General features: G+C 68.2%; 14 protein-coding genes, 1 tRNA gene and 1 pseudogene. 7 read left to right on the top strand and 9 right to left on the bottom strand.

Going from position 1 to position 20,486, the window contains the following annotated elements; genetic code table 11:
• Nucleotides 1-91 precede the first annotated feature (91 nt).
• Nucleotides 92-964: a DUF1206 domain-containing protein gene (locus FFS20_RS15480; RefSeq protein ID WP_137826715.1), complete on the top strand. Its 873-nt coding sequence runs from the start codon at nt 92-94 to the stop codon at nt 962-964.
• 119 nt (nt 965-1,083) lie between these two features.
• Nucleotides 1,084-2,016: a diacylglycerol kinase family protein gene (locus tag FFS20_RS15475; protein ID WP_137826714.1), complete on the top strand. Its 933-nt coding sequence runs from the start codon at nt 1,084-1,086 to the stop codon at nt 2,014-2,016.
• A 178-nt stretch (nt 2,017-2,194) separates the two neighbouring features.
• Here FFS20_RS15475 and FFS20_RS15470 read toward each other — a convergent pair whose 3' ends face one another.
• The 3 genes from FFS20_RS15470 to FFS20_RS15460 form a co-directional block, all read right to left on the bottom strand.
• Entirely contained in the window at nt 2,195-3,598 is a 1,404-nt protein-coding gene (locus FFS20_RS15470) for a hypothetical protein (RefSeq protein WP_137826713.1), read from the bottom strand.
• Nucleotides 3,599-3,819: 221 nt separating this feature from the next.
• Nucleotides 3,820-5,964 (bottom strand): hypothetical protein, encoded by a 2,145-nt coding sequence (locus FFS20_RS18135; RefSeq protein WP_212743358.1) that lies wholly within the window; start codon nt 5,962-5,964, stop codon nt 3,820-3,822.
• Between the two features lie 178 nt (nt 5,965-6,142).
• Nucleotides 6,143-7,264 (bottom strand): diacylglycerol kinase family protein, encoded by a 1,122-nt coding sequence (locus tag FFS20_RS15460; RefSeq protein WP_249356892.1) that lies wholly within the window; start codon nt 7,262-7,264, stop codon nt 6,143-6,145.
• 83 nt (nt 7,265-7,347) lie between these two features.
• On the opposite strand from FFS20_RS15460, the gene serS reads away from it, so the two are divergent.
• Both serS and FFS20_RS15450 read left to right on the top strand, forming a co-directional pair.
• Nucleotides 7,348-8,628, top strand: coding sequence for a serine--tRNA ligase (gene serS, locus FFS20_RS15455; RefSeq protein ID WP_137826712.1), 1,281 nt, complete (start codon nt 7,348-7,350; stop codon nt 8,626-8,628).
• Nucleotides 8,629-8,657: 29 nt separating this feature from the next.
• Nucleotides 8,658-9,506: an HAD family hydrolase gene (locus FFS20_RS15450; RefSeq protein WP_137826711.1), complete on the top strand. Its 849-nt coding sequence runs from the start codon at nt 8,658-8,660 to the stop codon at nt 9,504-9,506.
• A gap of 68 nt (nt 9,507-9,574) precedes the next feature.
• Here the strand turns inward: FFS20_RS15450 and FFS20_RS15445 are convergent, their stop codons facing one another.
• The 5 genes and pseudogenes from FFS20_RS15445 to FFS20_RS15425 all read right to left on the bottom strand — a co-directional run bounded on the left by FFS20_RS15445 (nt 9,575) and on the right by FFS20_RS15425 (nt 13,489).
• On the bottom strand, nt 9,575-10,408 hold the full coding sequence (locus FFS20_RS15445) for a Cof-type HAD-IIB family hydrolase (RefSeq protein ID WP_137826710.1): 834 nt from the start codon (nt 10,406-10,408) through the stop codon (nt 9,575-9,577).
• The gene (locus FFS20_RS15440; RefSeq protein WP_137826709.1) at nt 10,405-10,974 is read right to left on the bottom strand and encodes a hypothetical protein; all 570 of its coding nucleotides are present in this window, start codon (nt 10,972-10,974) and stop codon (nt 10,405-10,407) included. Before FFS20_RS15440 ends, FFS20_RS15445 begins: the two co-directional genes overlap by 4 nt.
• Nucleotides 10,971-11,408, bottom strand: a pseudogene (locus FFS20_RS18375) (proteasome activator); the annotation flags it as partial. The pseudogene FFS20_RS18375 and the gene FFS20_RS15440, both read right to left, overlap by 4 nt.
• A 389-nt stretch (nt 11,409-11,797) precedes the next feature.
• Nucleotides 11,798-12,856: an NAD(P)H-quinone oxidoreductase gene (locus FFS20_RS15430; RefSeq protein ID WP_137826707.1), complete on the bottom strand. Its 1,059-nt coding sequence runs from the start codon at nt 12,854-12,856 to the stop codon at nt 11,798-11,800.
• A gap of 75 nt (nt 12,857-12,931) precedes the next feature.
• Nucleotides 12,932-13,489, bottom strand: coding sequence for a CGNR zinc finger domain-containing protein (locus FFS20_RS15425; RefSeq protein ID WP_137826706.1), 558 nt, complete (start codon nt 13,487-13,489; stop codon nt 12,932-12,934).
• Between the two features lie 195 nt (nt 13,490-13,684).
• Between FFS20_RS15425 and FFS20_RS15420 the strand changes: the two genes are divergently transcribed.
• A complete protein-coding gene (locus FFS20_RS15420) occupies nt 13,685-14,860 on the top strand; it encodes an epoxide hydrolase family protein (RefSeq protein ID WP_137826705.1) in 1,176 nt (391 codons plus the stop codon).
• 1 nt (nt 14,861) lies between these two features.
• On the opposite strand, the gene ilvA is transcribed toward FFS20_RS15420, so the two are convergent.
• The gene (ilvA, locus tag FFS20_RS15415; RefSeq protein WP_137826716.1) at nt 14,862-16,145 is read right to left on the bottom strand and encodes a threonine ammonia-lyase IlvA; all 1,284 of its coding nucleotides are present in this window, start codon (nt 16,143-16,145) and stop codon (nt 14,862-14,864) included.
• 196 nt (nt 16,146-16,341) lie between these two features.
• Between ilvA and FFS20_RS15410 the strand changes: the two genes are divergently transcribed.
• Both FFS20_RS15410 and FFS20_RS15405 read left to right on the top strand, forming a co-directional pair.
• Nucleotides 16,342-19,899, top strand: coding sequence for a hypothetical protein (locus tag FFS20_RS15410; protein ID WP_137826704.1), 3,558 nt, complete (start codon nt 16,342-16,344; stop codon nt 19,897-19,899).
• Between the two features lie 137 nt (nt 19,900-20,036).
• Nucleotides 20,037-20,124, top strand: a tRNA-Ser gene (locus FFS20_RS15405).
• Nucleotides 20,125-20,486: the final 362 nt, after the last annotated feature.

Below are 20,486 nucleotides of genomic sequence, written 5' to 3'. Positions count from 1 at the left end.
CCCGCCACTCCACCCCCCCCGCTCACACCGGCTCTGAATAGTGCCTTTGGGGCCAATGACACTTGGGCGAAACAGTGTCAGAATATGTCCTGTGACTGGAGACTCAACGATGAAGAAGGCGGCCAGCAAGGCCGACGACGCGGCAGTCAACGCCGCTGACAGCAAGTGGTTCGAACGGGTCGCCCGAGTCGGCTTCGTAGCCAACGGACTCGTCCACATCATCCTCGGCGCCACCGCCGCCGGCCTCGCGCTCGGCAAGAGCGGCGAAGCCGAACAGTCCGGCGCAATGCAGCAGATGGCCTCCCAGCCCTTCGGCATGGTGCTGCTGTGGCTGTGCATGCTCGGCTGCGCCCTGCTCGCCCTGTGGAACCTCGCCAACGCGTTCTTCGGCACGGCCACCCTGCGCGGTCACGGCTCGAACGATCCTCGCGACGAACACGGCCGCGACCGCTGGAAGGACTTCATCCTCGCGATCGCGCAGGGCATCACGTACGCGGCAGTGGCCGTGCTCTTCGGCAAGTTCGTCTTCGGCCAGGGCTCCGATTCGGGCCAGTCGTCCCAGCAGGCCTCGTCGACCCTCGCACAGGCCCCCGGCGGCATCCTCCTCCTCGTCGTCATCGGCGCAGTCGTGACGATCATCGGCATCGTGTTCTGCGTCAACGGCATTCGGCGCAACTGGAAGGACGACGTGCGCACTCCGCGCTCGAGCGCCGTGGCGAAGCTGCTGACGATCACCGGCGTGCTCGGCTACCTCGGCAAGGGCGCCACGCTCATCGCCGTCGGCGTCCTCGTCATCGTCTCCGGCGTCACCGGCGACCCCGAGAAGTCGACCGGTGTCGACGGCGCCCTCAAGGCGATGCGCGAGCAGCCCTTCGGCACCTACCTCCTCCTCGGCGTCGGCGTCGGCCTGGTCCTCTACGGCGTCTTCCTCATGCTGCGGTCCCGATACGACAAGATGGATTGATTCCGCGGCACATTGAGAAGACTGCGTTAGTCTGTGATCTGACGCCGCCAGGCAGCGGCCGATGATCGAACAGCACCGCGAGCAGCACCGCCAGCAGGACGTCTGCGAAAGGACCTGAAATGAGTGCCCATCACGTCGGTATCGTGTGGAATCCGTCCAAGACCGAGAAGGAGGACCTCGAGGCCGCCCTTCCGGACAATCCCGACCTCACCATCACCTGGCACGAGACCGAGGAGGACGATCCCGGCAAGTCCGCGACCCAGGCCGCTCTCGATGCCGGCGCCGAGGTGGTCATCGCCGCAGGTGGGGACGGTACGGTCCGTGCGGTGGCCGGCCACCTCGCGGAGACCGGTTCCGACGCCGAGCTCGGCATCGTTCCGCTGGGAACGGGGAACCTCCTGGCCCGCAATCTCGACGTCCCGCTCAACAACCTCGGCGAGGCGATGGAGCGCGCCCTCAACGGCACGGCCCGCGACATCGACATGGGCTGGGTCGAGGTCACCCTTGCCGACGGCACGAATCGTGAGCCCTTCGTCGTCATGGCCGGCTTCGGGATCGACGCTCACATGATCACCGAGACCAACGACGACCTCAAGGACAAGGCCGGATGGCTGGCCTACGTCGAGTCGCTCGGTCGTGCGGTCTCGGCCAGCGATGTCATGGAGATCAACCTCTCGCGCGAGGGTGAGCGGATCGGCCACGAGGCGGCGCACACCCTCATCGTCGGCAACTGCGGCACCCTGCAGGGCGGGATCACCCTGCTGCCCGACGCCGATCCCTCCGACGGCGAGCTCGACGTCCTCATCCTCAAGGCCGAGGGCGTCACCGGGTGGCTCGACACGATGAAGAACATGGTCTGGGACAACGGCCTGCGTCGGATGATGTCGAAGGATGATTCGGCGCAGAGCAGCGAGAGCGCGATCCACCAGCGGGTCTCCTCGCTGACGATCGAACTCGAGCAGCCGCGCGTCGTCGAGGTCGACGGCGACGAGGTCGGCGAGACGGAGAAGATCGACGTGACGATCGAGCCCGCGGCGCTGCGCGTGCGGTGACCCCGCCGAGGCGGTGGCGCACGTGCGCCGACCTCGCCGAATCAGCGTCTCCCGTGCAATGACCCCGCCGAGGCGGTCGTTCCCCGGGCGATGATCCCGCCGAGGCGGTCATGGCCGAAAAACGCCTGTGGCCCCGACCGAAGTCGGGGCCACAGGCGTTTACGCGTTCAACGTCGGATCAGAGCGATTCGGCTGACTTCCTGCGACGCACCGTCAGGGCGACGACAGCGCCGCCGACGAGGAGCAGCGCGGCACCGCCGGCAAGGGCGCTGAGCTCGGCGCCGGTGCGCGGGAGCTGGCCGCCCGTGCTGCCGGATCCGCTGTCGCTGCCGCCGGAGCCGCCGGCCGCGGCACCCGAGGTGACCTCAAACGGTCCCTTGAGCACGTCATCGCCGCAGGTCGCCGACACCGAGTAGTCACCGACGTAGGCAGACGCGTTCGCCGACGTGCCGTACACGTTCACCGAGGCGGTGCCGGTCTCGTCCACGGTCACCGTGCTGTCGAAGGCGGTGACGTTCGAGTTGCCCTTCGGGTTGACGACAAAGCGCACATCCGAACCGGGCTTGCAGTCCTTGACGGAGAGCGTCACACCCTTGTCCTTCTTGACGAAGTCAGCGGCTTCGATCGACTTCGGGGAGACGCTCAGCGAGGCGTCCTGTGCGGCGTCAGCAGTCAGGGTGAACTCGGCAGTGGACCCGAACTCCTCCCCGCCGACGTAGACGATGTAGTCGCCGGGCTTGACCTCATCGGTCTCCGTCGGACGGATGACCCCGGAGACCACGCCCTCATCAGAGACCTCGACATTCTCGTCGAGGTAGATGATCTCGTCAGTCTCGAACTTCGCGGCCACGGCGATCGCCTGCTCACCGGGGACGAAGCCCTCACCGGTGAAGGAGATGCCCTTCTTCATGAACGCGGAGACGCTCATCGAATCGGTGCCGAGCGTGAGGGAGCCTTCCTCGAACTCCTCATCCTCGGTGATCACGAAGCTCCCCGGGAACTCTTCGGGCGCCTGATCCTTGCGCTCGACGGTGACCGTGAAATCGACGGTCTGCGGGCCCTCGATCGTGCCCTCCTCGTCGTAGTACTCGAACTCGACCGAGCTGCCCTTGGCCTTCTTCACGTCATCGGTGAGCGAGTTCGTCACGATGTCGCCGGGCTCGAGGCCGGAGACCGTGATGATGACGCCGTCGAAGTAGAACTCCGATTCCGTCATCGTTCCCGGCTCGACGTCGACCGTGGCCGCGATGGGCGCCGAGGCGGTTTCAGTGGGTTCCGGATCCTCGGTGACCTCGTCATCAGATTCGTCCGATCCGGTTGCGGAGTCGTCCGGAGCCGGGGTCTCGGGGGCTTCCGGTGCCGGGGTGTCATCGGCGTCCGTGTCGGTGGTCTCGGGCGCCGGTGCGGCCGGAGCCGCATCGTCGGACGAGGGGGTCTCGTCGGCGGCGGTGTCCGGGGTCGTCGCCGCAACCGGGGCGGAGAGCGAGGTGTCGGCGTCGGCGGGGGAGGCGACTGCCGGGGCCGCGCCGAGGCCGGCGATGGCCAGAGCCAGCGCGGGAATGAGCGCAAGTTTCTTGGGCATGGGGCTATGAGGTCCTCTCGAGGGGTGGATGCCGGAATTCGGCAACTACAGAAGCATATAGTCGCCGACACCCCGATTTGATCACGGCCCGATCACAGTTTCTGCGCACACGTAGTCGTCCGGGCACGCGAAATGGGCCGGGAGGATTCCCGACCCATTTCGCTCAGGCTGGCTGCCCGGTCCCGCCTCGGCGAGGAACGGCGCGACTCAGCGCAGTCTTGTCACACGTACGACGGTGAGAAGTCGCCCTTCCGGCGGCGCATCGTGATCGTCACTGCGGCTCCACCGACGAGCAGGAGCAGGGCACCTGCGGCGAGGCCGTCGAGTTCGGCACCGGTGCGGGGCAGTTCGCTGCCGTTGCCGCCGCCGGCGTTGTCACCGCCGCCACTGCCGTCGTCACCGCCACCGCCGGCGTTCGCTCCGGCGGTCACCTTGAAGGAGTCCTTCATCGTGTCGTCGCCGCAGGTCGCAGTCACGGAGTACCCGCCGACGTACGCCGAGGCGTCCGACGAGGTGCCGAAGACGCTCACCGAGGCTTTGCCGTCCTTGTCCGCCTGGACTGTGCGGTCGTAGGCGGTGATGCGCGAGTTGCCGTCCGCCATGACCATGAAGCGCACGTCCGAACCGGGCTTGCAGTCCTTGACGGAGAGCGTCACACCCTTCTTCTCGTTGATGAAGTCGTCGGCTTCGATCGACTTCGGTGAGACGGTGAGCGAGGCCTCGGCCGGTGCCTCGGGCTTCTCGTCGATGACGGTGATATCGCCCTTGAGCGTGACCGACTCGGTGCCTTCGCGGTCGATGGTCACCGTGAACGGAACCTTGCCGGGCTCGAGGTTGTCCGGGTTGCCCTTGTACCAGAGGTGGAGGACGTAGTCGCCGTCCTTCTCCGCGGTCTCGGTCTCACCGGTGAGGGAGTCGGTGATCTTGTCGCCGGCCTTGACCCCGGAGACCGTGACGGTGACGCCCTTCTCCTTGGTCGCGAGGTCCTTCGCGGTGATCTCTTTGGGGTCGACCTTGAGCGAGGCCTCGATCGGATCGACGGCGTCATCATCGACGACGGTGAATTCGCCCTTGAGCGTGACCGATTCGGTGCCCTCGCGTTCAATGGTCACTGTGAAGCGAACCTTGCCGGGTTCGACGTCGTCCGCGTTGCCTTCCCGATACACCCTGAACGAGAAGTCGCCGTCCGCGCTGACCTCCCTCTTCTCGCCCGTGAGGGAGTCGGTCACAATGTCGCCGGCCTGGACGCCGGAGACCGTCACTTCGATGCCCTTGGTGTTGTCCACAAGATCCTCAGCGGTGATCTCCGTCGGATCGACCTTGAGCGTGGCCTCGATCGGGTCGACCTCGCCGTCGTCGGCTGCGGCCACGTTGACCGTGCCTTCGAGCGTGTCGAACCCGTTCGCCCCTTGAAGATCGATCGAGAACGGAAGCGGGCCGTCCTGGAGTTCTGCGGGGTCTCCGTCGTAGTAGAGCTTCATCGTCGCCGAGGAGCCGGTCGCGGTGACGGGCTCGCCCGTGAGACCGGTCAGCGGAGTGAGCAGATCGCCTTCCTCGAGGCCGTTGACCGTGACCGTCACGCCCTTGGACTTGTCCGCGAGGTCCTCGGCGGGAATGTCGCCCGAGGGAACCACGAGCGAGGCGGATTCCGGCTTCGGCGCCGCCTGCACCTCGACCGACTCCTCGAGCGTGGCGCTCGAGACGCCGGCGCGCTGCACCTTGACGGAGAACGACTTCGTTCCGGACTTGAGGTCCTCGGCATCGCCGGCGTAGTAGACGCGCAGCGACTTCGAGCTGCCGGTTGCGGTCGCCGCCTGAGCCGTGAGGCCGGAGACGCTGAGCTTGTCGCCCTTCTCCAGGCCGGTGACGGTGACCGTCACGCCCTTCGAGGGATTCGCGAGGTCCTCGGCCGACACCTCGCCGGCGGAGACGCTGAGATCGGCGTTGATCTCCTCGGGCTTCTCCTCATCCTTCGGCTGCTCAGCGCCCTTGTCGCTGGGGGAGGGGCTGGGTGTCGACTTCGCGTCCTTGGCCGCTTTGTCCTTCGCGGCCTTGTCTTCGGCCGCCTTCTTGTCAGCTGCTTTCTTCTCCGCAGCTTTCTTGTCAGCAGCTTTCTTCTCGGCCTCTTCCTTCTCAGCCGCCTTCTTGTCAGCGGCCTTCTTTTCCGCAGCTTTCTTCTCTGCGGCTTTCTTCTCGGCGGCCTTCTTCTCCGCCGCTTCCTTTTCGGCTTTCTCCTTCTCCGCCTGCTCCTTCTCGGCCTTCGTCGGTGCCGACTGGGTGGAGGGGGTTTCGGCCGCGGCGACAGGGGCGGCGACGAGTCCGGAGAACGCGAGGGCCACAGGCGGCGCGAGGATGAGCTTCTTCATTGGAGTGCCTTCTATCTGTGTGAGGGGGTGCACATCTGGAAGTCATCCTAGATACAGGCAATTCTCAGAACTATTTTTGTACGTTTTGGTCGAGCGGAATTACGGTAACGCTTTGGTGAACACAAGGGTGCTGTCGCGACCTGTTCGTGACCTACCTCTGAGTAGGCCGCGCCGATGCTCACACGGGCCACGCCTCGGCGCGGATCTCCCGACGCTGCTCGGTCGTCGGCACGCGCACGATGATCGCACCGGGATCCACCGCCATCGCGAGATACCCGGTCGTGCCGAGGGGATCGCCGTCGAGCTGGACCTCGAGCGGATCCTTGGACTCGATGACGACGTTGTGGCACTTGCGGATGTCGGTGTGCAGACCCTTCGTCGTCCGGCGCCCGATGATCGAGGCGACGACTCCGACCCACTGGCCGAGGTTCTTCGGGCTGACGACGAGGACGTCGAGGAGTCCGTCGTCGATGATCGCCTCGGGCAGCAGCTGGATCCCGCCCTGGAGTTTGCCGCAGTTGCCGCCGATGACCGAGCGCACGCGCGCGGTCACCCGGTAGTCGTCGTCGTACGTGATCTTCACGTGGCTGGGACGGCCGACGAGCGTGCGGGACCCGGCCTCGAGATACGCCAGCCAGCCGAGTCGGCTCTTCGCGTTCGCCGTCGTCTTCGCCATCACCTCGGCGTCGAAGCCGAGCCCCGTCATCACCATGAAGACGAGCGTCGGTCCGCCCCGGCTGATCTGCGCCGTGCCGACGTCGACGGCGCGATTGCGCCCCCACAGGGCGATCCGCAGCGCCCATTCGGGCTTGTCGAGGACGAGGTCGAGGTTGCGGGCGAGCAGGTTGCCCGTGCCCAGCGGGACGATCCCCATCGGCGTCGACGTGCCGGCCAGCGCCGAGGCGACCGCGCGGATGGTGCCGTCCCCACCGGCGGCGATGACGACGTCGACCCCTTCCTCGAGGGCGACCCGCGCCAGTCCCTCACCGGCGTCCTCGGGGGTGGTCTCGAGGATGAGCGGAGGGCTCCAGCCCTCGAAACGGCAGATCGCCTCGGCGGTCGACGCGAGCCGCCCGGCGCCCGCCTTCGTCGGATTGACGATGAGGGCGGCGCGGTAGCGGTTGGGGGCGTACTCCTCGACTCCGTCGTCGTCGAGTTCGGGACGACGGGAGTACCGGCGCAGCCGTTTGAGGATGCGCCGCGAGCCGATGCGATTGCCGAGGAGGAACGCAGTGCCGACGATGACGACGAGACCGACGATGACAAGCCACATCATGGCGGGATCGAGGTCGAGGGTCATGGCACAAATCTACTCTGACGCACCTGAGCGCGGGCCCAGCGGTCGAATATCGCAAACCCAGGTCGCCCCGTTAAGCTGAGGAGGTGATCGATCTAGCGCAGTTGAGAGACAACCCGGACCTGTTCAGAGCATCGCAGCGGGCTCGCGGGGCCTCCGTCGAACTCGTCGACGAGGTGCTCGCGGCCGACACCGCGAGGCGTGCGGCCATCACGGCGTTCGAAGACGCCCGCGCCGACCAGAAGTCCTTCTCCTCCCAGATCGCCAAAGCTCCCAAGGACGAGAAGCCCGCCCTCATCGCCGAGGGCAAGGAGAAGTCCGCCAAGGTCAAGGCCCTGCAGGCGGAGTCCGACGAGGCCGCGTTCGCCTTCGACAGCCTCGCCTCGAAGCTGCCCAACCTCATCATCGAAGGCATCCCCGCCGGTGGCGAGGAGAACTTCGTGACCCTCAAGACCGTCGGTCAGCCCCGTGACTTCGCCGCCGAGGGCTTCACCCCGCGCGACCACCTCGAGATCGGTGAGACGCTCGGGGCCATCGACACGACGCGCGGCACGAAGGTCTCGGGAGCGCGCTTCCACTACCTCACCGGGTTCGGCGCGAAGCTCGAGATGGCGCTGCTCAACCTCGCCCGCGACGTCGCCGAGGAGGCCGGGTTCAGTCCGACGATCACCCCGACCCTCGTCAAGCCCGAGGTGATGCGGGGCACCGGCTTCCTCGGCGAGCACGCCGACGAGGTCTATCGCCTCGAAGCCGACGACCTCTTCCTCGTCGGCACCTCCGAGGTGCCGCTGGCCGGCTACCACATGGACGAGATCATCGACCTCAGCGACGGACCGCTGCGGTACGCGGGCATCTCCTCGTGCTACCGCCGTGAGGCCGGGTCGTACGGCAAGGACACCCGCGGCATCATCCGCGTCCACCAGTTCCAGAAGGTCGAGATGTTCTCCTACGTCGCGATCGAAGACGCCGAGGCCGAACACGCCCGCATGCTCGAACTCCAGGAGAAGATGCTCCAGCTGTGCGAACTGCCCTACCGGGTCATCGACGTCGCCGCCGGCGACCTCGGCGACTCCGCGGCGCGGAAGTTCGACAACGAGGCCTGGGTCCCCACGCAGGAGACCTACCGCGAGCTGACCTCGACCTCGAACTGCACGACGTTCCAGGCCAGGCGCCTGCAGATCCGCGAACGCCATGACGGTGCGACCCGTCCGGTGGCGACGCTCAACGGCACGATGGCGAACACGCGCTGGCTCGTCGCCATCCTCGAGAACCATCAGCAGGCCGACGGCTCCGTCACGGTGCCCGTCGCCCTGCGCCCCTACCTCGGCGGCATGGTGGCCCAGGGACCGGAGGGTCCGCGATTCTGAGCAGCCCCACCGCCGGCCAAGGAGAAGCAGTGCCCGCACACCTCATCGCCCTCGACATCGACGGCACGATCATCGGCTATGACGGGATGCTGTCGGAGGCGGTGCGGCAGGTGCTCATCGACCTCGCCGAGGCGGGCCACCACATCGTCATCTCGACGGGCCGGGCCCTGCCGGGAGCCCTCGAGATCGTCCGGGCGCTCGGACTCACCGAGGGATTCGTCGTGTGCTCGAACGGCTCGGTCGTCGTCAAGCTCGATCCGGAGTCGCCGCTGGGCTGGGAGATGCACCATGTCGTCTCCTTCGACCCGCGGCCCGCGCTCGAGCGCATGCGCGATGTGCTGCCGACGGCCCTCTTCCTCGTCGAGGGCCCGGACCTGCACCGGTGGGCGTCAGGGGCGTTCCCGCCCGGGGAGCTCTCCGAATCCGACACCCTCGACATCGTCGGCTTCGACGAACTGCTGACGAAGCAGGCCACCCGCATCGTCATGCGCGACGTCAACGGCACGGCGGAGGAGTTCGCCGAGGCGGTCGACCGGCTCGGGCTCCACGAAGTCAGCTACTCCGTGGGGTGGAGCAACTGGCTCGACATCGCCCCCGACGGGGTGTCGAAGGCCAGTGGGCTCGCGCTCGTCGAGTCGGAGCTCGGGATCGACCACGAGCGGACCGTCGCCGCTGGTGACGGCCTCAACGACCTCGAGATGATCGAATGGGCCGACCACTCGATCGTCATGGGCCAGGCGAAGGACGAGCTCAAGGTCCTCGGCAGCGTCGTCACCGATCCGGTCGAGGACGACGGGCTCGCCGTCGCGCTCGTCGACCATTTCGGCCTCGACCCCGCAGTGCTCGACGTCGAGGGCTCCCGGCCGACCGGTCCGTAGCGCTCTGCACTCAGCCCCCTTCGCGTCGCTGGGACGATCACAGCAGGTGGGTCCGAGGGTGATCGCCCTCAGCGGGAGGGGACGGCGTCGAGGGCTGCATTGAGGAAGTGCGCCACCCCGTCGTCATCGACCGGGTCCGTGACGGCGTCGGCGGTGTCCTTGACGACATCGAGCGCATTGCCCATCGCGACCCCCAGGCCCGCCCACGTGAGCATCTCGAGATCGTTGGGCATGTCACCGAACGCCATCACCCGGTCCCGACCGACGCCGAGGTGGTCGCACACCGATTCGAGCGTCTTCGCCTTCGTGATCCCGGCGGGGGCGAGTTCGACGAGGCCGTTGTCCGGGTCGGAGAACGAGGCGTGGCAGGAGCGGGTGACGATCGGTCCGAGCAGGTCGTGGAGCGCCTCCGAGTCGGTCGTGCCGAGGCTGACGAGGATCTTGACGACGTCGGTCTCGGCGAGCTCTCCGAGGTCGCCGATGACCGTGGCCTCGTGCGGGGAGCGTGAGACGAAACCGTCCTGGACGAAGAGCCCGGTGAGGGTTTCGAACGCGAAGCGCGCCTCAGGGTGGGCGGCGCCGATGGCCGCGACGATCTCCTCGACCCCGGCCTGCTCGAGCGGGTGCGCATCGACGACGGTGTCCGTGGCGATGTCGTAGACGACGGCGCCGTTGAGGCAGACGACACGACCGAGGTCGGGGATCTGCTCGGCGATCGGGGCCAGCCACCGGATCGGGCGGCCGGTGACGAGGACGAACGGGATCCCCATCCGCTGGCAGCGGTGGATCGCATCGATCGTCACCTGCGAGATCGGCTGCCAGTCGGTGAGCAGGGTGCCGTCGATGTCGCTGGCGACGAGTCCGAGCTCGAAGTCCGGCGGCGGTGAGGTGAGCGCGCTCATCGGGCGTCCGCCTCGGCGAGGGTGCGCCTGACCTGGGCGAGCAGCTCGGCGGCGTCGGTGATGTAGCGGTCCGTGGCGGTGGCCGTCGAGGTCAGTGTCGCGGTCCCCGCGCGCGCCATCGAGGCAGCGAGGACCGCCTCGGCGACCTTCGACGATGCCCGTGTGAGCAGTTCGGGGGTGTCCCCGACGACCCGGCGGGCGGGGCCGGGGACGACCTGGCCGTCGACGGGGCAGTGCGTGTGCAGCCACGCGGTGATCTCATCGATCTCCGTCGCCAGGTCGTTGAGACGGTGGGTGCCGGCCATGATCGCATCCCGCGCCGAGGCGGCTGCCGGCTCGGGCGCGGTGGTGCCGGGGTCGTGGGTGGAGCGTTCGGCGGCGGTGGTAGGGGTCGAGCCCTCACCTGCCGCGTCGGTCGGGGCAGCGGTGTGGATCGCGAGCGCGGTCGTGTAGTAGCGATCGACGGCGCGGAGGAACCGGTCGTGGTTGTGGCGCCACAGGCCCGTGCCGAACTGTTCGTCGGGACCGTCAGCGCGCCGTCTGCGGAACGAGAAGAGCTTCTTCACAGATAGTTGCCGGTCCTGCGCTTGTCATCGGCGCCCTCGGCCGCCGGTCCACCCTGGGGAACGAGCCCGCCGGGTGGGGGAGTCTCCTGCTTCGCCATCGCCTGCTGGGCCATGATCGCCGTCTGGATGCCGTGGAAGAGGCCTTCGAGCCAGCCGACGAGCTGCGATTGGGCGATGCGCAGCTCGGAGGTCGACGGGGGTTCGTCGGCGGTGTCGAACGGGAGGTCGAGGCGGCCGAGTTCGGCGACGAGTTCGGCGGAGAGGCCGTCCTCGAGCTCGGCGATGGCCCGGCGATGGATCTCCGCGAGCCGCTGCCGGCCCTTCTCGTCGAGGTCGGCGCTGCGGACCTCCTCGAGCAGCTGTTTGACCATCGTGCCGATGCGCATCACCTTGCCCGGTGAGGCGATGTCGCCTTCCTCGGCGGCCTCCGAGTCGGCCTCGGAGCTGGCCTCGGAGTCGGAGTCGGACTCAGGTCCGGACGCGGACGCAGGTGCCGCGCTGGCCGCGGCGGCCGTGCGCGGATCGCCGGTGCCCGCCGCGGTTGCGGCGTCCGGATGCGCGGCGGCATCCGTGAGGGTCTCGCCGCGGGCGAGACCGGCCTGGTCCGGTTCGGAGCCGGCCGTCACCGGCACCTCGGCGCGGTCTGCGGGACTGCCGGTCGACTCGGTGCCGGTGTCCTGCGGGGCTCCATGCTGGGCCTGTGCGCTCTGCAGGGTTCCATGCTGGGCCTGTGCGCTCTGCTGATCGGACTGGGCAGCCTGCAGGCCGTCCTGGGCGCCCTGCGGATCAGCGGCACCGGGCGCGGTGGGCGTGGCGTCTGCGGTCATGAGCGCGCTCCTTCGTCGTGTGCTGAGTCGTCCCGTGCTGAGTCGTCCTGTGCAGAGTCATCGCCGTCGACGCGGAGGAGCACCTTGCCGATGGTCTTTCCGTCCTCGAGGAGGCGGTGGGCCTTCGCGGCGTCCGCGAGCGGCACCGTCGTGTCGATGATCGGGCGGATGTCCCCGGAGATCACGGCCGGCCACAGCTGTTCGCCGACGTCGGAGATGATCTCCGCCTTCTGCGACTGCGGTCGAGCGCGCAGGGTCGTCGCGGTGATCGTCTTGCGTCCCTGCATGAGCGTGCTGAGGTCGAGTTCGGCGGTCGTGCCGCCCTGCATGCCGATGACGACGAGGCGACCGTCGGTGGCGAGCGCGGCGATGTTGCGTTCGAGGTATTTGGCTCCGATGATGTCGAGGATGACATCGGCGCCGGTCGCCCCATCCGGGTGGGTGCAGATCTCGTGGACGCGGGCGACGAAGTCCTCTTCGCGGTAGTTGATGACGGCGTCGGCGCCGAGGTCGCGGCAGAACTTCGCCTTCTCCGCGGAGCCGACGGTGACGACGATCTTCACGCCGAGGAGGTTCGCGACCTGGATCGCGGCGGTGCCGATTCCCGATCCGCCGCCGTGGACGAGCAGCCATTCGCCGATGCGGACGCGACCGCGGCCGACGACGTTCGAGTAGACGGTCGCGAGCACCTCGGGCAGGGCGGCCGCGGCGGTGAGGTCGAAGGTGTCGGGCACCGCGAGGAGCTGACCGGCGGGCACGGCGACCTCCTCGGCGTAGCCGCCGCCTGAGAGCAGAGCGGCCACGCGATCGCCGACGCTCCAGTTCTTCACGTCGGCGCCGAGCTTGACGATCGTGCCCGAGACCTCGAGGCCGGGGATCTCCGTCGCACCCGGGGGCGGGTTGTAGAAGCCCTGTCGCTGCAGGAGGTCGGCGCGATTCACTCCGGCGGCGTGGACTCTGACGAGGACCTCGTCCGGTCCGATCTCAGGGTTGGGAACGTCGGTGAGCTGCAGTGCCTCGGGATCTCCGGGGGTGGGAATCGTGATAGCGCGCATGTGACCACTGTAGACCGTGGGGGTGCGGCCGGCAGGGGTGCCCGGCGGTGAATCCGATCCGAAACCGGTGAGTGGTCACGACCGATGCTTCGCATTGAACCGGGCCTTCTTCTCCCGGTTGCCGCACGTGTTCATATCGCACCAGCGCCTCGAGCGGCTGCGGCTGGTGTCGAAGAACGCCGCGCGGCACGTCGGTGAGGCGCACAGGGCCAGGCGACCGTCGCGGGTGCCGGCGATGATGTCGATCGCGTCGGCGGCGATGACGCTGAGCGCATCGGCGACAGCGGCGGCACTGCTCAGCTGCCACCGGCGCTTCCCGTCACCGGTGAGCACGGGTGCCGCCCACCCCTGTCGGCTGGCGTCGTTGACGACATCGAGCGCCGAGGCGGGCAGCGGCTCACCGAGGGCTGCTGCGGTGGCCGCGTGGTGGATGGCCTCGCGCAGCTGCTGGGCGAGGGCGAGTTCTTCCTCCGTGCACCCGGCGACGTCGAGGCCGACGACCGCCAGCCAATCGAGGAGTCGTGCCGGAGTGGGAATCCGCTCGCGGCGTTCGCCCTGCCGTTCGGTGAGCGTTCCCGTGAAGCTCGTCGCGAGCACCGTGCCGAACCGGAACTCCGGAAATGCATCACCCATGGACTCACCTTAAACGCCGTGGACCCGTGTTCGGTCCGTGTGCTGGACCCTTGTGCGGGGCCGGTGTCCGATGATAGAACCGTCATAGCTGGTTCATCAACTCTCGCCATCGGTCCGTGACGGCGCGGTCGACGTCCGGTGACAGAGAATTCGCCGTCTCGGAGCACGAGGCGAGCATTCGGTCGAGGAGGACCCATGCCACTGCACGACAGCGCCATCCACCCGTTTAGCTACACCGTGCCGGAGGCGGAGCTGCGTGACTTGAGCGCCCGGCTGGCCGCGACCCGGTGGCCCGAACCCGAGCCGCTGGCTCCGACCGCGGTCGGAGCCGATCGCTGGCGGCAGGGCGTTCCGCTCGCCAACCTCGTCGCTCTCGCCGAGGTCTGGGCCGTCGACTACGACTGGCGGGCGTTCGAGACCCGCCTGGACGAGATCGGGCAGTTCCGCACGAGAATCGACGGCCTCGGCATCCACTTCCTCCACCGCCGGTCCTCCCGGCCGGATGCCGTGCCGCTCATCATGACCCACGGGTGGCCCGGCAGCATCGCCGAGTTCATCGACGTCGTCGATGAGATCGCCGACCCGCCGGATCCCGAGGCTCTCGCCTTCCACGTCGTCATCCCCTCCCTGCCCGGCTTCGGCTTCAGCGACCGGCCGGCGGAGACGGGCTGGGGTACGGAGAGGACTGCGGCGGCGTGGGTCGAGCTCATGGCCCGGCTCGGCTACGACCGCTTCCTCGCCCACGGCGGCGATTGGGGCGGTGTGATCACGACGATCCTCGGCGGCCGGTTCCCGGACCATGTCCTCGGCATCCATTCGACGTTCGCCGAGGCGCCTCCCGGGTTGGATCCGGACACCCTCACCGCCGCCGAGCGGGCATGGGTCGATGACCATCGCGACTTCTGGCAGAACCGCGCCGGGTATGCGAAAGCGCAGGCATGGGGTCCGCAGACGGTCGGGTACGCCCTCGTCGACTCCCCGGTCGGCCAGATGGCGTGGATCCTCGACAAGTTCGCCGAATGGTCGGATACCGACAACGGTCCGTTCGAGACGATGTCGCGGACCCGTGTGCTCGACAACATCACCCTCTACTGGCTGACGGGCACCGGTGCTTCAGCGGCCCGCATCTACGCCGAGAGCCACAACTCCCTCGATCCGGCTCTGCGGATCGACGTGCCGGCGGCGATCACGATGTACCCGGTCGACGTCTCGTCGAAGTGTCCCCGACCGTGGGCCGAGCAGCGGTACCGGCGGATCGTGCGCTGGCGCGAACCCGTGCGCGGAGGGCACTTCCCGTCCCTCGAGATGCCCGAGCACTTCGTCGACGACCTGCGGGCGGGTCTCACCGCGGTGCTCGACGCTGACCGATGACCTATGCGAAGAGCCGGAACATCGGGGAGTTCTGGTGCACGCGTTCGATCTCGATGTGGGAGGACTCCATGCGCTCGAGGAGGTTGGGCAGGTCCTCCGCGGCGCCGAGCTGGATGCCGACGAACGCCGGCCCGGTCTCGCGGTCGGAGCGCTTGACGTACTCGAACATCGCGATGTCGTCGTCGGGGCCGAGGATCTCGTTGAGGAAGCGGCGCAGGGCACCGGGCTCCTGTGGGAAGTCGACGATGAAGTAGTGCTTGAGGCCCTCGTGGACGAGGGAGCGCTCGAGGATCTCCGGGTAGCGGGAGATGTCGTTGTTGCCGCCGGAGACGAGGCAGACGACGCTCGACCCGGGTTCGACGATGACGGGTTTGCCGCTGCCGGCCGCCCCGATTGCCGCGGAGGCCAGCGCCCCGGAGGGCTCGGCGATGATGCCGTCGACCTGGTACATCGCGAGCATCTCCGTGGCCACCGCCCCTTCGTGGACGGGGCGGACGTCGACGCCGAGGTCGGAGATGATCTCGTAGGTGATGGTGCCGGCGCGCTTGACCGCGGTGCCGTCGGCGAAGCGGTCGATGTTCTCCAGGGTCACCGGGTGGCCGGCCTTGAGCGCGGCGATCATCGAGGCGGCGCCCGCAGGTTCGGCGCCGATGACCGTGGTGTTGGGCATGTGCTCGGCAGCGTAGGCGGCGATGCCGGCGATGACCCCGCCGCCGCCGACGGGCACGATGATGTAATCGGGGTGCGGCTTGAGCTGCTCGGCGATCTCGACGGCGACGGTGCCCTGACCGGCGATCGTGCGCGGGTCGTCGAAGGCGGAGACGAGGAGGGCTGCGTTCCGGTCGGCGAAGCGGTGCGCGAGCGCCGAGGCGTCGTCGTACGTCGACCCGGAGATCTCGATCGTCACCCGGTCGCCGCCGAAATGGCGGATGCGGTCGATCTTCTGCCGCGGCGTCGTCTTCGGGACGAAGATCGTGCCCTGGATGCCCAGCTGCCGGCATGCGAGTGCGAAGCCCTGCGCGTGATTGCCCGCCGAGGCGCAGACGACGCCGCGGGCGCGCTCATCGTCATCGAGCTGGAGCATGAAGTTGAAGGCACCGCGGATCTTGTACGAGCGCACCGGCTGGAGGTCCTCGCGCTTGAGGTAGATGGTGGCACCGGTCGCGGCGGACAGCCGCTCCGAAATCTGGAGCGGAGACGTGATCACGGAGTCGGCAATTCGCGCAGCGGCCGCATCGACCTCGTGCGCGAGTGATTGCTTCTGGGGTGATTCGTCTTGTTTCAACACTCCTCCATTGTGCGCCCTGTGTCTTGCCATCTGGCAAACCGTCCCGCATCGCAAACGCGCTGTCCGCCTGTCGCACCACTCGTCGCGGCCCTGCGACCCCGCTGACTTCAGGGTTTTCGGGTGCGCCCTCGGTCGCGGGAGGCCGATATCGTGGTTGGATGGTAGATGCCCGTAATCCCTTCAAGGAGGCGACATGGCCATCAGCAGTGAGCTGGAACAACTGTTAGCCAGCTGGATTCCCCGGCAGTCGTGGTTCCCGAAGCTCGCCGCTGACTTCGGCACCGACCCCGACATCACGCCGATGTCGGTCGCTCGCGCCTTCACCTTCACCGCCGAGGAGCTCGGCGGGTTCTCCGGCCTCGTCACCGTGATCTCCGTCGGCGACGGCCCCACCCTGCGCCGCCTCAACATCCCCCTCTCCCTGCGCGGGGCCGAGGACATCCACCTCCGCCACGCCCTCATCGGCACCGTCGACGACCTCGCCCTCGGTCGCGTCTTCGTCTACGACGGCGCCGCCGACCCCGTGTTCGTCAACCTCCTCGCCGACGCGATCACCAAGCGCAAGGTCTTCGACGGCGGGCAGCTGAGCACCGAATCCCTCCGTCACAGCCGCGACCGGGGGAGCCTGCCGACCGCGGGACGGTCAGGGTCGACGTCGGGGTCGGCCACCTCGGCGAGTGCAGGGGCATCGACTGAGGACTCCGGCGCCGAGGCGGTCCCCCCGAAGCCGGCGACGGCACCCCCGGCCACCGAGGTCAAGGACGAGATCGACGTCGAGATCCGCCCGATCGAGGTCGCCGATTCGGGGGCGAACAAGTCGACCGTCGTCATCCACGACGCCTACGAGCCGATCGAGCTGAGCTTCTTCCGCGTGCTCGAGAACGGGATGCCGTCATCGCTGACGATCCCCGTGCTGCTGACGGAAGCGGGATCGCGCAGCGTGCCCGAGGTCATCGGCTGGAGTTCGGGGCGCTGGTACGACATGTTCGAGGTCACGGAGATGGAGGCGCCGATGGCGCTGCTCTCCCGCGCCGACGTCGAGGCCGAACCCGCGTGGCGCGAAGCCGTGGACATCGTGTGCGCCGTCGATTCGGGATCGATCGGCGGATACAACGCGCAGGCGGCGGAGATGGGCCGGCGGATCGGCGAACTCCATGCCGACATGGCAGCCGAGTTCGGCATCGTCGAGGGCCGGGGTGCGCCGACGAAGGAGTTCGTCGACAAGTGGGTCGAGCGCATCGACTGGGCACTCGGCCGAGCACCGTTGGCGCTCGATGCGCTCGTGCCCGAGCTCAAGCAGCACAAGGCCAAGCTGCGTTCGCTCGACACGATCGGGCAGCTGCAGAAGATCCACGGTGAGCTTACGCTCGACCATGTCGTCAGCTCCCCGAGCGACGGCTACGCGGTCGTCAAGTTCAGTGATGCGTCGAACTCGGAGCCCAGGCCGGTCGCCCTCGACCTCGTCGCCCTGCTCCGCAGCGTCGACTACGCCGCCGGGTTCGCGCGGCTCCAGCGCACAGACGCGCTGAACGCTGAGGACGGCAGCCTCGTCGTCAACGGCTTCGGCGACAAGCCCTCAGCGCTGCGGGCGATCTACGATTCGCCGGAGTACCTGTGGGCCTCGCAGGTGCAGAACTCGCTGCTCAGCGGGTACTCCCGGGCGCGCGGTGAGAGCATCGGCCTCAGCGATCCGGTGCTGCGCGCGTCCCTCATCGACAGGCTCCTCGTCGAGACCGTCACCGAACTGCGCAACCGCCCGAACTGGCTGTCGGTGCCGTTGGCGACCCTCACGCTCATCCTCAAGGGCAAGCCCGCCCGCGGCGCCGGCGACCCCACCGAGGCGGAGCTCAGTGTGCCCGCAAGCGGCGCTGGCGCCGGTTCTGTCGGTGCGGGTGATGCTGCGGGCGAGAGCGGCGATGGCGGTGCAGGCGCTGTTGGCGCCAGCGATGCGACGCCTGCTGGCTCACCTGATGTTGCTGACGCAGTCGGTGAGACCGCTACCGACGCCGAGGCGACCGCCACGGGGTCTGGTGACTCGACGAAGGACGCTGACGGCGCCTCGGCTGACCGTGTGACCGGTGATGCAGCTGCGGGTGCGGACCCGTCCGACGCCGATGAACGACCGGCCTCGCCCGGATCGGATGCGGCTCAACCTGAGACGACCCATGGCGCGGAGAGCGACGGCGCTGAAGTGCGCGATGATGCAGCCCGCGATGATGATCGACTCTCGAGTTCCGGTGCGGCCTTCGTCGCCGGTGCTGCCGGAGTCGTCGGAGCGGCCGGAGTCGTCGGAGCGGCCGGAGTCGCCGGCGCAGCGGCAGCCTCCTCAGAGGATTCCGATGCTGAACGCTCCGACGCAGACGGGTCCGATGCTGACGGGCCTGACACCGGGCGCACGAAATCGCGCGCCACAAACTCTGCCGACGACTCCGACTCTGCGGACGATTCCAGCTCTGCGGGACAGACCGGCTCTGCGAGCGACGTCGACGCTGCGCCTGACGCGGGCGTCGAGGACGGCGCCGCCGGTGCCGATGGCTCGGACACGAATGAGGCTGTGACCGCCTCGGCGAGCTCCGAATCTGCGGCCACCACCCCGCGCGATGTCGGTCTTCATGACACCCCGGTCGACGCCGTGTCGGCGGAAGCAGTGTCGACCACTGACGAATCGATCGCCGATATGGTCGCCGACGGCGGCGGCTTCACCGAGCCGAGTGTCGAGGCACCCACCGACGCCCAGGCCGGCTCCGAGCGCTCCGGCGGGCGCACCTCCGACCCGTACCCCGCGGTGACAGCGGACGACGCGTCTGCAGATGACGCGGTGACCACCTCGGTGCGTGGAACCACGGTGACGCGGACGCTCTTCATCCAGCACGAGTCGACCAAGGGCGGACCCGCCGGTCCGGACCTCACCACCGAGGGCTCGTACGTCGACGGGGTGACCACCGAGGCGGTCGAACCGGTCGACGAACGCGTGCCCGAGGTCGATCCCATCGTCAGCGAACTGGCATCCGGGGACTCGGATGGCCTCGTCGAGGCCGACGTCGAAGCGCTCGACCAGTCGGCAGCCTCGGCCGAAACGCGGCCAGTCGCTGAGTCCGAAACGTCGACCGACACCGAGTTCGAATCGCGGACTGACGCCGAGTCCGAATCGAGCGCCGCCGCCGATGCCCCGCCGCTGGCCGAAGAGCCGCCGGTCGAGCGGACTGCGCCGATGCCCGACGCACCGCCGCTGCCGCCCGAACCGCCGGAGTACGCTCCGGACATGCTGCCCGACGCCCCGCGCGTGGCCGAAGAGGAGGAGACGGCGTCAGCGGTCTCCGCCGCCGACGAGCCGGTCGCCGACAGCGCAGACTCTGCCGACCGTATCGACGGCGACGGCAACGTGGATAGGGCCGACAGTGTTCCGGCTCCGGCCCGTGACACCGACACTGCTGACGAGGTCACCGACTCCGCTGACGCGGATGCCGCGAAGGAGGACTCCGGTGTCGCCGAAGCGCCGGTTCGACCTGCTCAGCGCCCCGGCCGTCCCGCGCCGGGCGGTGTGACCACCGACGAGGACGAGTTCGACGACGAGGAGGAGTCCGAGTTCGTCGTCTCCCGGGTTCCGGCGACGTTCGCTGCCCGCGGTGCCACCTCGGCGGATGCGGACTCCACCGGCCGCGCCCCGACCGAACGGCACAAGCACGATGCCGGACCGGCACGCGAGGTGCCTGGCGAGAAGAAGCCGAAGAACGGCAAGAACAAGCACTGAACGCCGCTGCTCGCCGCACTCGACCGATCGCTGTAGGGCGCCGATCGTCGGCGAGCCAACGCGATTGGCAGTTGTTCGCGCGACTGTGAGAAACTGTTCTGGCTCAGCTCCGCGCTGAGCAGGCCGGGTTAACCACTGGAAGCGTGTCCGAGCGGCCGAAGGAGACGGTCTTGAAAACCGTTGTGCGGCAACCCCGTACCGTGGGTTCGAATCCCACCGCTTCCGCTGACGAAATGCGCTGCGACATCGACGGATGTCGCAGCGCATTTCTGCGTACCGGACCGGTCCCGCAGAGAACCGGCCGGAACCCTCATATGGCCGGCCGCCTCGGCGAGGAATGTGACGCGAAACCGGGCCGATTTCATACTTTTGTGTGAGGCGGGCGCTCGAGAACGTTGGTAGCTTACGAAGGTCTGGTCGCTTCGCCCCCGCGAAGAGGCTGTGCAGCACCCCCGCGTCGACCCGGCGCAATCCCTGGGGTGTGACACTTCTCGTAGACAGTCGTTACCAGGAAGGCACGACAGGGAATCATGTCTACGAATCGCAGGACGTTCACGCCGGAGTTCAAAGCCGACGCGGTCCAGTTG

Origin of the sequence: Brevibacterium sp. 2SA (assembly GCF_005502845.1) — a bacterium.
Lineage (GTDB): Bacteria > Actinomycetota > Actinomycetes > Actinomycetales > Brevibacteriaceae > Brevibacterium.
Note: the sequence above shows the minus strand (reverse complement) of the source record. Positions and strands in the feature narration are given on the sequence as shown.